Annotated in this window: 14 protein-coding genes and 1 pseudogene; 3 read left to right on the forward strand and 12 right to left on the reverse strand. The window is 65.5% G+C overall.

Features of this window, described 5'->3' with window-relative positions:
* Nucleotides 1-34 precede the first annotated feature (34 nt).
* From BF95_RS17570 to BF95_RS29480, 5 genes are all read right to left on the reverse strand, one after another.
* Complete coding sequence (locus tag BF95_RS17570; protein WP_043153006.1) at nucleotides 35-1,306, reverse strand: mechanosensitive ion channel family protein; 1,272 nt, start codon at nucleotides 1,304-1,306, stop codon at nucleotides 35-37.
* Complete coding sequence (gene metC, locus BF95_RS17575; protein WP_443018389.1) at nucleotides 1,303-2,550, reverse strand: cystathionine beta-lyase; 1,248 nt, start codon at nucleotides 2,548-2,550, stop codon at nucleotides 1,303-1,305. The genes BF95_RS17570 and metC overlap by 4 nt, the downstream gene beginning before the upstream one ends.
* The gene (gene sseA / locus BF95_RS17580; protein WP_043153009.1) at nucleotides 2,505-3,350 is read right to left on the reverse strand and encodes a 3-mercaptopyruvate sulfurtransferase; all 846 of its coding nucleotides are present in this window, start codon (nucleotides 3,348-3,350) and stop codon (nucleotides 2,505-2,507) included. Before sseA ends, metC begins: the two co-directional genes overlap by 46 nt.
* 69 nt (nucleotides 3,351-3,419) lie before the next feature.
* Nucleotides 3,420-4,079 carry a hypothetical protein gene (locus tag BF95_RS29475; RefSeq protein ID WP_161774341.1) on the reverse strand — a complete coding sequence of 220 codons (660 nt, stop codon included), beginning with the start codon at nucleotides 4,077-4,079 and terminating at the stop codon, nucleotides 3,420-3,422.
* A gap of 140 nt (nucleotides 4,080-4,219) precedes the next feature.
* Nucleotides 4,220-4,600, reverse strand: coding sequence for a hypothetical protein (locus BF95_RS29480; RefSeq protein WP_161774343.1), 381 nt, complete (start codon nucleotides 4,598-4,600; stop codon nucleotides 4,220-4,222).
* Between the two features lie 100 nt (nucleotides 4,601-4,700).
* On the opposite strand from BF95_RS29480, the gene queF reads away from it, so the two are divergent.
* Nucleotides 4,701-5,162: a preQ(1) synthase gene (gene queF, locus BF95_RS17590; RefSeq protein ID WP_043153012.1), complete on the forward strand. Its 462-nt coding sequence runs from the start codon at nucleotides 4,701-4,703 to the stop codon at nucleotides 5,160-5,162.
* A gap of 7 nt (nucleotides 5,163-5,169) precedes the next feature.
* On the opposite strand, the gene BF95_RS17595 is transcribed toward queF, so the two are convergent.
* On the reverse strand, nucleotides 5,170-6,381 hold the full coding sequence (locus BF95_RS17595) for a UbiH/UbiF/VisC/COQ6 family ubiquinone biosynthesis hydroxylase (protein ID WP_043153014.1): 1,212 nt from the start codon (nucleotides 6,379-6,381) through the stop codon (nucleotides 5,170-5,172).
* Nucleotides 6,382-6,466: 85 nt separating this feature from the next.
* Nucleotides 6,467-7,558 carry a branched-chain amino acid aminotransferase gene (locus tag BF95_RS17600; protein WP_043153016.1) on the reverse strand — a complete coding sequence of 364 codons (1,092 nt, stop codon included), beginning with the start codon at nucleotides 7,556-7,558 and terminating at the stop codon, nucleotides 6,467-6,469.
* A gap of 138 nt (nucleotides 7,559-7,696) precedes the next feature.
* Between BF95_RS17600 and BF95_RS17605 the strand changes: the two genes are divergently transcribed.
* Entirely contained in the window at nucleotides 7,697-8,716 is a 1,020-nt protein-coding gene (locus BF95_RS17605) for a threonine aldolase family protein (protein ID WP_043153018.1), read from the forward strand.
* Nucleotides 8,709-9,605, forward strand: coding sequence for a DMT family transporter (locus tag BF95_RS17610; RefSeq protein ID WP_043153020.1), 897 nt, complete (start codon nucleotides 8,709-8,711; stop codon nucleotides 9,603-9,605). The genes BF95_RS17605 and BF95_RS17610 overlap by 8 nt, the downstream gene beginning before the upstream one ends.
* On the opposite strand, the gene BF95_RS28365 is transcribed toward BF95_RS17610, so the two are convergent.
* From BF95_RS28365 to BF95_RS17635, 5 genes and pseudogenes are all read right to left on the reverse strand, one after another.
* Entirely contained in the window at nucleotides 9,602-9,757 is a 156-nt protein-coding gene (locus BF95_RS28365; RefSeq protein ID WP_200866998.1) for a hypothetical protein, read from the reverse strand. The two genes, BF95_RS17610 and BF95_RS28365, sit on opposite strands and share 4 nt — an antisense overlap.
* A gap of 47 nt (nucleotides 9,758-9,804) precedes the next feature.
* Nucleotides 9,805-10,647 (reverse strand): epimerase, encoded by an 843-nt coding sequence (locus BF95_RS17620; RefSeq protein ID WP_051520092.1) that lies wholly within the window; start codon nucleotides 10,645-10,647, stop codon nucleotides 9,805-9,807.
* A gap of 10 nt (nucleotides 10,648-10,657) precedes the next feature.
* Complete coding sequence (locus BF95_RS17625; protein ID WP_043153024.1) at nucleotides 10,658-11,017, reverse strand: HesB/IscA family protein; 360 nt, start codon at nucleotides 11,015-11,017, stop codon at nucleotides 10,658-10,660.
* Nucleotides 11,017-11,481, reverse strand: coding sequence for an SUF system Fe-S cluster assembly protein (locus BF95_RS17630; RefSeq protein WP_043153032.1), 465 nt, complete (start codon nucleotides 11,479-11,481; stop codon nucleotides 11,017-11,019). The genes BF95_RS17625 and BF95_RS17630 overlap by 1 nt, the downstream gene beginning before the upstream one ends.
* Nucleotides 11,481-12,671, reverse strand: a pseudogene (locus tag BF95_RS17635) (cysteine desulfurase); the annotation flags it as partial. The pseudogene BF95_RS17635 and the gene BF95_RS17630, both read right to left, overlap by 1 nt.
* Between the last annotated feature and the right edge of the window lie 67 nt (nucleotides 12,672-12,738).

A 12,738-nucleotide genomic window follows, 5' to 3' on the forward strand; every position in this document is an offset into this window, starting at 1 on the left:
GAAGCGAAGCGCGACCCGTAATTCTACCGGCTCCCTATAAGGCATCCGTGGGTTCGGGCGGCGGGGGTGGTACCATATGCACGACCAGCTGCGGGAAGGGGATCGTCACGCCATGATCGCGGAACAAGTGCCACAAACGGCCGAGGACATCGGACCGGACATTGCCGACACCCGATTCCGGGTCGGAAATCCACACCAATATGTCATGATCGACACTACTGTCGCCAAAGCCCTTCAGCCAGACATTGGGCTTGGGGCTTTTCAGTACGCGCGGGCTTTCACTCGCGGCCTGCAACATCAGCTTCTGGGCTAGGTCCAGATCGCTGTCATACGCAATGCCGACCGGAATATGCACGCGAACGTTGCGGTCGGAATAGGACCAGTTTTCCACCTCCTGCGTCATAAGATTCTCGTTGGGAATCAAATGCTCCTTGCCATCGCGGGTAATGACGCTGACGGCGCGCACGCCGATCTTGTTCACCCAGCCGAAACTTTCTCCCACGACGATCACGTCGCCCGGCTTGATCGACCGGTCGAGCAGCAGGATGATGCCCGCGATCAGATTGCCGACCGTCTTTTGCAGACCAAAGCCGACCGCCAGGCCCAGCGCGCCGGAAAAGACGGCAAAGGCGGTGAGGTCGATGCCCAGCACGTCGATCCCGAAGAAGAAGGCGACAGCGATGACCGTCACGCCCGCCAGCTTTTCGGCTAGCAGTTTTTGCGTCGCATCCAGGCTGCGCGCGCTGCTGATCGATCGGGACAGGACGCGGTTGGCCAGTCGCGCCGCGCCGAACAGGCCGACGGCAATGGCCGCGACTGATATGACGTCGAGCAGGGATATCCGGCTGCGGCCCAGTTGTAATCCGACGCTATCGAGCATCTCAGCCAGAGGCGTTATGCCCCCGGTGCTGCCCGACAGCAGCATGACGAACACCATGACCGCCAGCGGTATCGTTGCCCATAGCGGGATCGATACGCCCCGCGCCAAATGCCCTGCCACCAGCGCGAGCGCGCCGCCCATGATCATGGCCAGCAGAATGTTGGCGATGGTTCCCGTTGGCCACACGGCGGTAGCGATACCGATGAGCAAGGTCGCGAGACCATGGCGCACGATCGGACGGACACGCGTGACGAAAGCGGTGCCCAGATGTGCGCAATGGGGTTCGACCCGCCGTGCGATCACGCGGGCCAGCGCGGCGGCCAACAGATAGAGGAGAATGGCGACGCCCAGCGCAATGCCGGCCTGGATGAGGTCACCGGTCTGTTCCAGAAGGGCGAGCCATTTGGCGGGGATGAACCGGGTCATCGCGCTGCCCGGAAGCGGGCCAGCCCCGCGTCGAGATCAGCGATCAGGTCGTCTGGGTCTTCGAGGCCGATGTGCAGGCGCACCATCGGTCCCTCTGCCTCCCAGTGGGTTGCGGTGCGGTGGCGAGCAGGATCGATCGGCAAAGCGAGGCTTTCAAAGCCGCCCCAGCTATAGCCGATACCGAAATGGGCGAGGCCGTCGATCAGAGCGGCACGGGCGGTTTCATCGCCGCCATCCAGCACGAAGCTGAACAGACCGGTCGAGCCGGAAAAGTCGCGCTGCCACAGCGCATGGCCGGGGCAGTCGGGCAAAGCGGGGTGCAGCACGCGCGCGACGCCGGGCTGGTCCTTGAGCCAATGGGCGACCGCGAGCGCGCCATCCTGATGCTGGCGCAATCGCACGCCCAGCGTGCGCAGGCCGCGCGCGGCGAGCCAGGCGTCGTCGGGGCTGGTCATCTGGCCGAACAGATAGGCGGTCTGGCGGACCTTGCCGAACCATTGAGCGTTCGCCGTGATGCTGCCCATCATCACGTCGCTATGGCCGACGATATATTTGGTGCAGGCCAGAATGGTGATGTCCACGCCATGGGCCATTGCCGGGAAAAAGAGCGGTGTCGCCCAGGTGTTATCTAGCAGGGTGACGATGCCCCGCTCGCGCGCGATGGCGGTGATGGCGGGAATATCCTGCACCTCGAACGTCAGGCTGCCGGGACTTTCGAGGAAGATGGCTCGCACCTTTTCATCGGCAAGACGGACAGCGACCCGGACAGCATCGCATGGATCATAATAGATCGTTTCGATACCGTAACTATTAAGCATCTGATCGCAGAAATTGCGGGTCGGATCATAGGTGCTGTCGGGCATGAGCAGTCGGTCGCCGGGTTTCAGCACGGCCATCAGCGCGCAGGCGATCGCCGCGACGCCCGACGGGAAGAGCATCGTGCCCTCCGCGCCCGGTTCCATTTCGGTCAGCGCGTCGGCGAGCGACCAGGCGGTCGGGGTGCCCTTGCGTCCGTAGAAGAGCCGCTCATGCGTGCTGCTGCCCGCGGCCTTTCGCAGATGGGCGACATCGTCATAGAGGATGGTCGAGGCGCGCCAGACGGGTGGGCTGACGATGCCGCCGGGCTGGCCGGGCATGCCGGTCCATTCGGGCTTGCGCCCGGCCTGCACCAGTTTCGTCAACGGCTTGCGGTCGTCACTCATGCCGGGCCGGTCGCCTTGGGCGTGGCGGGATCGAAGCCCCATTCGGACCAGCTGCCATCATAGAGGGTCACGTCGTCCTTGCCGAGCGACTTCAGTCCGGCGAGCAGGATGGCGGCGGTGACGCCACTGCCACAGCTGGTGATGACCGGGCGATCGAAATCGATCCCGGCGTCGGCGTAGAGGGCACGCAATTCGTCGCCCGATTTCATGCTATTGTCGGGATTGAACAGGGAAGGGGAGGGCAGGTTGCGTGATCCGGGGATATGGCCCGACGCCATGCCGGGGCGTGGTTCGGCCTCCGCGCCGATGAAGCGGCCAGCGCCGCGCGCGTCGAGTATCTGCTCCGCGCCGGTGGCCAGATTGGCGATCAGGTCCGCCTTGGTCCGAACCTGTCCGGCCGCGCGGCGGCCGATGGCGGTGCCGGGGGCGGGGGTGACGACGCCAGCCTCCGTCGGGCGACCTTCCGCCACCCATTTGGGCAGGCCGCCGTCAAGGATAGCGACCGACGCGCCCAGACCATAGATGCGCATCATCCACCATCCGCGCGCCGCGCTGTGCAGCGGGCTATTGTCATAGACGATGATGCGGCTGTCGGGGTTGATCCCCAGCGCTTGGCAGCGCTGCGTCATCAGCGCATCGGGCGGTAACATGCCCGGCGTCGCGTCATCGGGGTCGTTGAGCGTCGCCAGGTCGAGAAAGACGGCGCCGGGAATGTGCGCGGCCGCATATTCGGCGAGCGGATCGCGCGGGGTGCCGGGCAGGAACAGGCTGGCGTCGAGGATGCAGAGGTCCGGCGCGCCAATTTGCGCGGCGAGCCAGTCGGTGGATACGAAAATGGTCATGCGGTCCCCTATGGCCTGCGTCTTGCCGCCCCTTCTAGGCCGGGGGGCGGAGACTGGAAAGGGCCAAGCCTAGCGGGGTGGCAGTTCGGCGGCGGCGCGGGCGGCAGGGCGACGATATTGGCGTGGACCCTGGTCGAGCCGCAACGGCGCGAGCCGCTCGGCGGGTGGTTCCTGATCCTGCCCGACGATGAAGGCGCGGGCGGTGCGGCCCTTGTCGTCGTCCACGTCATTAAATTGATAGGTCGCATCGAAGGCGGCGATCGGGATCAACAGGCTGCGATCGCCCATGGGCACTGGCACGATCTGATCGGGCGCAAGCCGCAGTTCGCCGTCCAGCCGCAGGGTTTCGCCCGGTGCCAGCGCGACGGCAGCATGGAGCGGCAGGCCGGTTTCGCCGATGAAGAAGCCATCGAGCAGCGCCTGCTGGTTCGCGCCGCCATTGCCGATGATGCCGCGCACCAGCACGTCCTGCGCGGCAAGCGCCCCGCGATTATGCAGCAACAGGCCATAGGCGATGGTGACGCCCATCAGCGAATAGCGCGCCTGCGTGACTACGAGTTGCATGTCGATCCAGGCCCGGTCGGTGTCGACAGGGGCAGGCGGCGGCGGGGGCGGCGCGACAGGCGCGGGCGGCGGTGCTGGTGGAGGCAGAGGCGCGGTGAGGGGCTGTGCGACTAGCTCGGCTTCGACCGTTTCGGCTTCGCCGGGCGAGCGACGGCGCCGCAACAACAGGGCGACGGCGATGGCGGCGAGGGCGAGCAGGCCGCCGATGATCCAGCCCCAAGGCGTTGTATCGGCGCTGGCCGGACTGGCCGTTGGCGCGGGCGTTTCCGCAGGAGGCGGCGTGACGGCAGGGGCGGTCTGGTTGACTATAGCTCAGCCGGGAGTGCCTCTGGTATCGGCGCGCTGTCATTGGTGGGTTCCGGTTCGGTACTGGGAGCGGGCGTTGGCGCAGGGCGGGTTTCGGTCGGTCGGGTTGGTTGCCGCGTGGTCGACTGCGCCGGGGACGGGACCGGTACGGCAACGGGCGGCGGCGTCACGGTGGGCGCGACGATAGGGGGTGGCGCGACCGTGGCGGGCGCGCGGAAGACATCCAGTTCCGGCCCCTGTCGGCGGGTATCGACCGGCGGCACGGTTCGCGACGGCGGCAGGCTGAAACCACCCGGCGCGGGCTCGTCGGCCTGCTGGGCATGGACGGGCGCGGCCAGCAGAAGCGGCGCGGCGAGCAAAAGTGAACGAACAGACCCCATGTGGTGGCCAAGGCACAAGCCGCGCTGAATGGCAAGTGAACAACGTCGCCTGCCCCGTTGGACCGATGACAGCGGGCGGGCAATCGCGTAAAGGGCGGGCATGACCGACCTTAGCCAAGCCCCGCTCCATCTGGGCCAGACCAGCGCGCTTCCCGCCACGCCGGAAGCCGCCATCCTCGATTATGTGCCCAATCCGCGTCCGGGCAAACCCTATCTGGTGCGCTTTACCGCGCCCGAATTCACCTCGCTCTGCCCGGTGACTGGCCAGCCCGACTTCGCCCATCTGGTGATCGACTATGCGCCCGCCGCGACGATCGTCGAATCCAAGTCGCTCAAGCTGTTCCTGGGGGCGTTCCGCAACCATGCGGCGTTCCATGAGGATTGCACGGTGGGGATCGGCGAGCGGCTGTTCGCCGAGATGAACCCGATCTGGTTGCGAATCGGCGGCTATTGGTATCCGCGCGGCGGCATTCCGATCGACGTGTTCTGGCAATCGGGCGAACCGCCTGCCGGGCTGTGGTTGCCGACACAAGACGTGCCGGGCTATCGCGGCCGGGGCTGAGCGCCGATCAGACCAGCTCGCCGGTCAGCAGCCGGGGCAGCGCCCCGGACTGGCCGCGCGCTTCGGCCATGAAGCGCCCCTTGAGCAACGATGTGCGCTGCACCGTCGCGAGGCCCGCGCGCCGCGCCAGCTTTGGTAGGCGGCCGGGAATGTCGAATAGGCGCACCAGGCCATCCATCGCGACGCTGGTCATGATCGCGTCCAGCCCGCGCCAGCGCTGATAGCGCGCAAGCAGTTGCGCATCGCCCGGATCAAGGCCGAGGCGCATGCCGTCGACCAATACTTCGACCAGCGCGGCGACATCGCGCAGGCCAAGGTTCAGTCCCTGGCCCGCTATCGGGTGGATGGCATGGGCGCTGTCGCCCACCAGCGCCAGCCGCGTATCGGTGATGCGCGCGGCATGATGGAAACCGAGCGGGTAGGAGGAGCGGGGGCCAGCCATGCTGATTTCGCCCAGGAAACCGCCGATGCGCTTCTGTGCCTCGGCAAGCCAGGCGCGTTCGGACAATTTGAGCATGGCGGGTGCCTGCTCGCTCGGCACGGTCCATACGATTGCCGAGCGGGTGCCCGGTAGCATCGGCAGCAGCGCGAAGGGGCCGCCGACATAGAAAATCTCATAAGCGGTGTTGCCGTGGGGCACGTCATGGTCGATCGCGCTGACCATGGCGGTGTGGCTATATTGCCAGCGGGTGGTGCGTATGCCCGCCGACTCACGGGTCGGGCTGTTGCGACCCTCCGCCGCGACCAGCAGCGCGCCGCGGATCGTCGCGCCGCTGGCCAGCGTCAGTACAACGCCATCTTCATTGCGATCGACATGGGTCGCGCGGTCGGGCTGGTAACGGGTGAGGTTGGTCGCTCGCTGGGCGGTCTGTTCCAGCGCGATGCGCAGGTCGCGATTGGGGAACATGGTACCCATCACGCCGTCATCGGCGGCGTCCGGCGCAAAGTCGAGAGCGCCTGGCTCCAAGCCATCGCTCACCCAGATGCGGTCGATCGGGCAGCCTTTGCCATCGAGGAAGGGAATGACCCCGATCGCCGAGAGCATCGCGCAGCTGGTCGAAGAAATGGCCGACACGCGGCCGTCAAAGCCGCTGGCGGTGGTGTCCACCGGGTCGGCGGGATCGACGATGGCGGTGCGCACGCCATGGCCGGAAAGGGCGATGCCAAGGGTCAGGCCGACAAGGCCACCACCCAAAATCACGACGTCGAAGCGTTCCATAAGCCCCCGTCTAGGCGCTTGGGACCGACTTGAAAAGCGATGGCTGGCCCGCTCGCCCAAAAGGGCAGGGGCCAGCCCGATCACCTTAGACGATATGCACCCAACCGGCGGGATCGGCGACGGTGCCGCGCTGAATACCGGTCAGTTCGCCGCGCAGGCTTTCGGTGACCAGGCCACCGTCGCCATTGCCGATGGTGAAATCGCCATCTTTGCTGCGGACCGTACCGATCGCCGTGACCACTGCCGCCGTACCGCAGGCAAAGGCTTCGCGCAGCGCGCCGCTGGCGGCATCGGCCCGCCATTGGGCAAAGCTGTATGGCTCTTCACGCACCGCATGGCCCTTGGCGCGGGCAAGGGTAATGATGCTGTTGCGGGTAATGCCGGGCAGGATGGTGCCGGTCAGCGGCGGGGTAATGATCGAGCCGTCCTCCATCACGAAAAAGACGTTCATGCCGCCCAATTCCTCGACCCACTTATTTTCGGCGGCATCGAGAAAGACGACCTGATCGCAGCCCTGCTCGGTCGCTTCCTTCTGCGCGACCAGGCTGGCGGCATAGTTGCCGCCGCATTTGGCCGCACCCGTGCCGCCGCGCGCGGCGCGGGTATAATGTTCCGACACCCATAGGGTCACGGCCTTCTTGCCACCCTTGAAATAGGCACCGGCAGGCGATGCGATGACGCAGAATATATATTCCTTCGACGGGCGCACACCCAGGAAGGCTTCGCTCGCGAACAGGAAGGGGCGAAGATACAGGCTGCCTTCGCCGGTCGGAATCCAGTTCGCGTCGATCTTCACCAATTCCGCAACGGCTTCCAGGAACAGGTCTTCGGGGATTTCGGGCATTGCCAAGCGTTCTGCCGACTGGGCGAAGCGGCGGGCATTTTCCTCGGGTCGGAACATGGCGACGCTGCCGTCGGCGAGGCGGTAGGCCTTCATGCCTTCGAAGATTTCCTGGGCATAATGGAGCACGGCGCAGGCCGGGTCGATCTGGAACGGTTCGCGCGGGCCGACGCTGTGGCTGTGCCAGCCCTGCCCCTCGGTATAGCGGATCGTCACCATATGATCGGTGAAGAGGCGGCCGAAACCGGGATCCTCCAGCAGGGTGGCGCGCTCGTTCGCCGCCACAGTCTTGCTGCTGAGGGTAACGGTGAAACGCGAACTATGCTGGCCGTCCATAATCTGTCTCCTTGGGTTGGACGGGCTGCCTATGTCACAAAGCGGGACCGGAAACAACGTCACCTATGCTGACCCATCGGGCCGCTTGGGCCAAGCTGGCCTCTTGGCGCTGGGCTATACCCTCGCTAACGCTGCGCCATGCATTTTTTCTCCGACAACGCCACCCCGCTTTGCCCGCCCGTCATGGCCGCGATCGCCGCCGCCGATCGGGAGGATCATGGCTATGATGGCGACCAGTGGAGCGCGCGGCTCGACGCGGCTTTTAGCGATCTGTTCGAAACCCCGGTCAGCGCGCTATGGGTGGCGACAGGCACGGCGGCGAACAGCATTGCCCTGGCCTGCCTGTGCCCGCCTTATGGAGGCATCATCTGCCATGAAGAGGCGCATATCGTCGTCGACGAATGTGGTGCGCCGGGCTTCTTCACCCATGGCGCGAGCCTGATGCCGCTGCCGGGCGAAGGAGCGAAGCTGATGCCGGACGTGGTGGCGGAGCGGCTGGCGGCGATTCGCCCGGATGTGCATCAGGTGCCCGCGCGTGCGATCAGCATCACCAATGCCACTGAATATGGCCGCGTCTATACGCCCGACGAGGTGGCGGCTTTGGGAGCGGTTGCCCGCGCCCATGGCTTGGGCTTTCACATGGACGGCGCGCGGTTCGCCAATGCGGTGGCCTTTCTGGGCTGCGCGCCCGCCGACGTCACCTGGCGCGCGGGCGTCGATGCGCTGAGTTATGGCTGCGTCAAAAATGGCGGGATGGTGGGGGAAGCGCTGCTCTTCTTCGGGCCGGAGCGGGAGCGTCGTGCCGCAGAAGCGATGCGCTGGCGCAAGCGGTCGGGCCATTTATTCTCCAAGGGCCGTTATCTTGCGGCGCAGATATTGGCGATGATCGAGGACGACCTGTGGCTGGCCAACGCCAGCGCCGCCAATGCGGCCGCGCAGGCGCTTGCCAGGGCGGCGTCGGAGCGTTTGCTGCATCCGGTCGAGGCGAACGAGCTGTTCCTGCGTCTTTCCGCGCCGGAAGCCGCCAGCCTGCGCGCGCAAGGGTTCGACTTTTACGACTGGGGCGGGGGCGCGGCGCGGATCGTGACCAACTGGTCGCAGGACGCAGCCAGCGTCGCGCCGCTTGCTGATGCGTTGCGCATGCTCGACCATGGCTGACGACGATCGGGGCGGCATCGTCCTGCCCTTCATCCTCGTCACGCTGATCTGGAGTTCGACCTGGATCGTCATTCGCGATCAGTTGGGCAGCGTGCCCGCAAGCTGGTCGGTTTGCTATCGCTTTGCGCTCGCCGGGGTCGCGATGATGGCCTTTGCGCGGATGCGCGGCGTATCGCTGCGGATCGGCGGGGCGGGGATGGTATTCGCGGCCTTGTTGGGCACGGCGCAGTTCGTGCTGAATTTCAACTTCGTCTATCGCGCCGAAGAACATCTGACGTCCGGGGTGGTTGCGGTCATCTATGCGATGCTCCTGATCCCCAATTCGATCCTGGCTTGGGCCGTGTTTCGACAACCGGTCAGCCGCGCCTTCATCGCCGGATCGGCTGTGGCGATGACGGGTATCGCAATGATGCTGATCCATGAATATCGCGCGGCGAGTGTGGACCCGGACAAGATCATGCTGGGAGTGGGCTTTTCGATCCTCGGGCTGTTCAGCGCTTCGGTGGCCAATGTGATGCAGGGCATGGACATCGCGCGTCGCTTGCCGATGGTGGCGGTGCTGGCCTGGGCGATGCTGATCGGCGCGGGGGTGAATGCGCTGTTTGCCTGGATTACGGTTGGGCCGCCGGTGATGGAACTGCGCGCTACCTATTTGCTGGGGATAGGCTGGCTGGCGATCGCTGGATCGGTCGTATCCTTCCCGCTCTATTTCCGCCTTATCCAGCGCATGGGCGCAGCGCAGGCGGCCTATACCGCCGTGCTGATCCCGGTGATCGCGATGCTGATTTCGACGCTGGTGGAGGGCTATCGCTGGACCGGGCTTGCGGCGTCGGGCGCGCTGCTGGCTGTCGCCGGGATGGTGATCGCGTTGCGCGCGAAAAAGGCTTAGCGGCGCATACCCGGCTGATACTGCTGCTTGGCGGCATTGACCCGGTCGATCAGGCTGGACAGTGGTGGCTGGGACGTCGTGATCGGCGTAGGTGTGGACAGGTGGGCCATGCGGCGACTGAGCGCGGTGAAGGTGGTTTCGATACTGTCCATCTGAGTGGTCCTGCTGTTGCGGCAGGCCCCTCTTCGCGCCGACATGGTTAAGAACGGGTAAGCATGACCTGGTCTTGCGGCGAACCGATTTCCGCTTTCAGGCAAGCCCCCAGCCCTTGGGCATAAGTGGGATAGCGTAGCTGCCATCCGAGCAATCGCTTGGCGCGGCCATTGGCGACACGGCGATTTTCGGCATAGAAGCTGCGCGCCATGGGCGATAGTTGGGCCTGATCCATCGTCAGGAGCGGGGGATGGGGCAGGGCCAGCATATCGCAGGCGGCCTCGATCACCCGATTTTGGGCGCAGGGCAGGTCGTCCGACAGATTATAGATGCCGGGCGGCCCGTCGAAGGAGGCGATGATGCCCGCGACGATGTCTTCGACATGGACTCGGCTGAACACTTGGTCCGGCAGGTCGATGCGATGCGCGCGCCCCTCCCGCACCCGGTCCAGCGCCGACCGGCCCGGCCCATAGATGCCCGGCAGGCGGAAGCGCCGCATGTCGGGGCGCAGTGACCCCCAATCGCCATCGGCATCGGCACGTGCGGTGCGGCGGCCTGATCCGATCGGACTGGCTTCGTCCACCCATGCGCCGCCGGTGTCGCCATAGACGCCGGTGGAGGAAAGATAGCCGGTCCAGCGGGCAGGCGCGGTGGCGATGGCCGGGCCGTAGCGAACCAGGACGGGATCAGCTTCGCCTTCGGGCGGGACCGAGGAGAGGATATGCGTGGCGCTGGCGATGGCGGCGCGGACGGCGGGCTCGTCCTCGAATGCCAGCGTATCGGCCCCGGCGCTACGGCGCGTGCCGGTTATGTGCCAGCCTTCGGTTCGCAGCCGGGTGGCAAGGCGGGACGCAGTATAGCCCAGCCCGAAGATCAGCAAATGGGGCATGACCGCCCCGTTAAACCGTAAAGCTTTCGCCGCAGCCGCAGCTGCCCTTGGCATTGGGGTTGGCGAAGGTGAAACCAGCGGTGAAATCATCCTCAACCCAGTCCATGGTCGATCCGATCAGATAGAGGACCGACCCGCCATCAATGTAGAAGACGCCGCCGGGGGTTTCGATCTTTTCATCGAACTTGGCCTCGTCGGTCACATAGTCCACCGAATAGGCAAGGCCCGAACAGCCGCGCTTGGGGGTCGAGAGCTTGACGCCGATCGTGCCTTCGGGCGCCTGCGCCATCAGGTCAGCGATACGCTGCTCGGCGCTTTTCGTCAGGATGACGGCGGCTGGGCGGGCGCGGGTCTTGGTCTCGACAGGCATTACAGCATTCCCAGTTCGAGTTTGGCTTCGTCGCTCATCTTCTGCGGATCCCAAGGCGGATCCCAGATCAGGTTAACCTGCGCATCGCCGACGCCGGGCACCGCACCGACGCGCAGTTCGACTTCCCCGGGCATGGATTCAGCGACCGGACAATGCGGCGTGGTCAGCGTCATGGTGACGACGACATGCGCTTCGTCGGTCACATCGACGCCGTAGATGAGGCCAAGGTCATAGATGTTGACCGGGATTTCGGGGTCGTAAATCTCCTTGAGCGCGTCCACCACGGCATCATAGAGATTGCCGCCCGGCTCGCCTGCGGCGACCGGCGTCGGCTTGGCGGCAAGAAAGCCGTCGAGATAGTCGCGCTGGCGTTCACCGGACGCGGGCGGGCTGTCGACGCGCGCCTTGGGCGGGGCTTCGACCGTTTCGACTTCTTCCACCATGATCTTGCGCTCTTCGCTCATCATCCAAAAATCTTTCTTACCCGCTCCAGGCCGCGCACCAGCGCGTCCACGTCGCTTTCGTCACTGTAAATGCCAAAGCTCGCCCGTGCGGTCGCTTCGACGCCCAGATGTCGCATCAGGGGTTGGGCGCAATGATGCCCGGCCCGGATCGCAACGCCGGTTTCATCCAATATGGTGCCGACATCATGCGGATGCACCCCCTCGACCGCGAAGGAGAGGATGCCAGCCGAGTCTTCGGGGCCGAAGACGCGGATGCTGTTGAGGTTTTCGAGGGCCGCGCGCGCTTTGGCCACCAGCGCGCCTTCATGCGCGTCGATCGCGTCCAGCCCGATCGCCTCGACATAGTCGATCGCCGCCGACAGGCCGACGACGCCGGTGATGTGCGGGGTGCCTGCCTCGAACCGGGTCGGGGCGGGGGCGTAGGTCGTTTTCTCGAACGTCACCTTGTCGATCATCGACCCGCCGCCCTGATAGGGGGGCATGGCGTCGAGCAGTTCCCCACGACCCCACAGCACGCCGATGCCGGTCGGGCCATAGAGTTTGTGCGCGGAAAAGACGTAGAAATCGCAGTCAAGCGCTTGCACATCGACGGCGAGGCGCGGGACGGCCTGGCAACCGTCGATCAGGATCTTTGCGCCGACCATATGCGCGATATCGGCGGCGCGCCGGCAATCGAGCACGCTGCCCAGCACGTTCGATACATGGGACAGCGCGACCATCCGGTGGCGCGGCGTGATCATCGCGCGCATCGCGTCGAGATCAATCCGGCCATCGGCGGTCAAGGGAAGGACGTCGATATGCGCGCCGACCTTTTCCGCCACCATCTGCCACGGCACGATATTGCTGTGATGTTCGAGGGTGGACAGCAGGATGCGGTCGCCCGCCTTGAGTTGCTCCCCCGCCCAGCATTGGGCGACGAGGTTGATCCCCTCGGTCGCGCCACGGACATAGACGATCTCGCTGTCCGACGCCGCGCCGATAAAGCTGGCGACTTTGCGACGGGCGGCTTCATAGGCGAGCGTCATGTTGGCCGAGCGTTCATAGACGCCGCGATGGACGGTCGCATAGTCCGGGCCATAAGCGCGGGCGATGGCGTCGATGACGGCCTGCGGCTTCTGCGCGGTCGCGGCGCTGTCGAGATAGTGCCAGTTGAGGACGCCGGGGAAGTCGTGGCGGAGTCCCTTAAGCCCCTCCCTTCAGGGGAGGGGTTGGGGTGGGGGTTTGCTCCACGCGCTGCATCAAGAGGATGGCCCCACC

This window comes from Sphingobium sp. Ant17, assembly GCF_000588875.1.
GTDB lineage: Bacteria > Pseudomonadota > Alphaproteobacteria > Sphingomonadales > Sphingomonadaceae > Sphingobium.

Coding starts and splice junctions, on each gene's coding strand:
- BF95_RS17570 (WP_043153006.1), bottom strand. CDS start 1,306: ATGACCCGGTTCATCCCCGCCAAATGGCTCGCCCTTCTGGAACAGACC.
- metC (WP_443018389.1), bottom strand. CDS start 2,550: ATGGGGCTTCGATCCCGCCACGCCCAAGGCGACCGGCCCGGCATGAGT.
- sseA (WP_043153009.1), bottom strand. CDS start 3,350: ATGACCATTTTCGTATCCACCGACTGGCTCGCCGCGCAAATTGGCGCG.
- BF95_RS29480 (WP_161774343.1), bottom strand. CDS start 4,600: ATGGGGTCTGTTCGTTCACTTTTGCTCGCCGCGCCGCTTCTGCTGGCC.
- queF (WP_043153012.1), top strand. CDS start 4,701: ATGACCGACCTTAGCCAAGCCCCGCTCCATCTGGGCCAGACCAGCGCG.
- BF95_RS17595 (WP_043153014.1), bottom strand. CDS start 6,381: ATGGAACGCTTCGACGTCGTGATTTTGGGTGGTGGCCTTGTCGGCCTG.
- BF95_RS17600 (WP_043153016.1), bottom strand. CDS start 7,558: ATGGACGGCCAGCATAGTTCGCGTTTCACCGTTACCCTCAGCAGCAAG.
- BF95_RS17605 (WP_043153018.1), top strand. CDS start 7,697: ATGCATTTTTTCTCCGACAACGCCACCCCGCTTTGCCCGCCCGTCATG.
- BF95_RS17610 (WP_043153020.1), top strand. CDS start 8,709: ATGGCTGACGACGATCGGGGCGGCATCGTCCTGCCCTTCATCCTCGTC.
- BF95_RS28365 (WP_200866998.1), bottom strand. CDS start 9,757: ATGGACAGTATCGAAACCACCTTCACCGCGCTCAGTCGCCGCATGGCC.
- BF95_RS17620 (WP_051520092.1), bottom strand. CDS start 10,647: ATGCCCCATTTGCTGATCTTCGGGCTGGGCTATACTGCGTCCCGCCTT.
- BF95_RS17625 (WP_043153024.1), bottom strand. CDS start 11,017: ATGCCTGTCGAGACCAAGACCCGCGCCCGCCCAGCCGCCGTCATCCTG.
- BF95_RS17630 (WP_043153032.1), bottom strand. CDS start 11,481: ATGAGCGAAGAGCGCAAGATCATGGTGGAAGAAGTCGAAACGGTCGAA.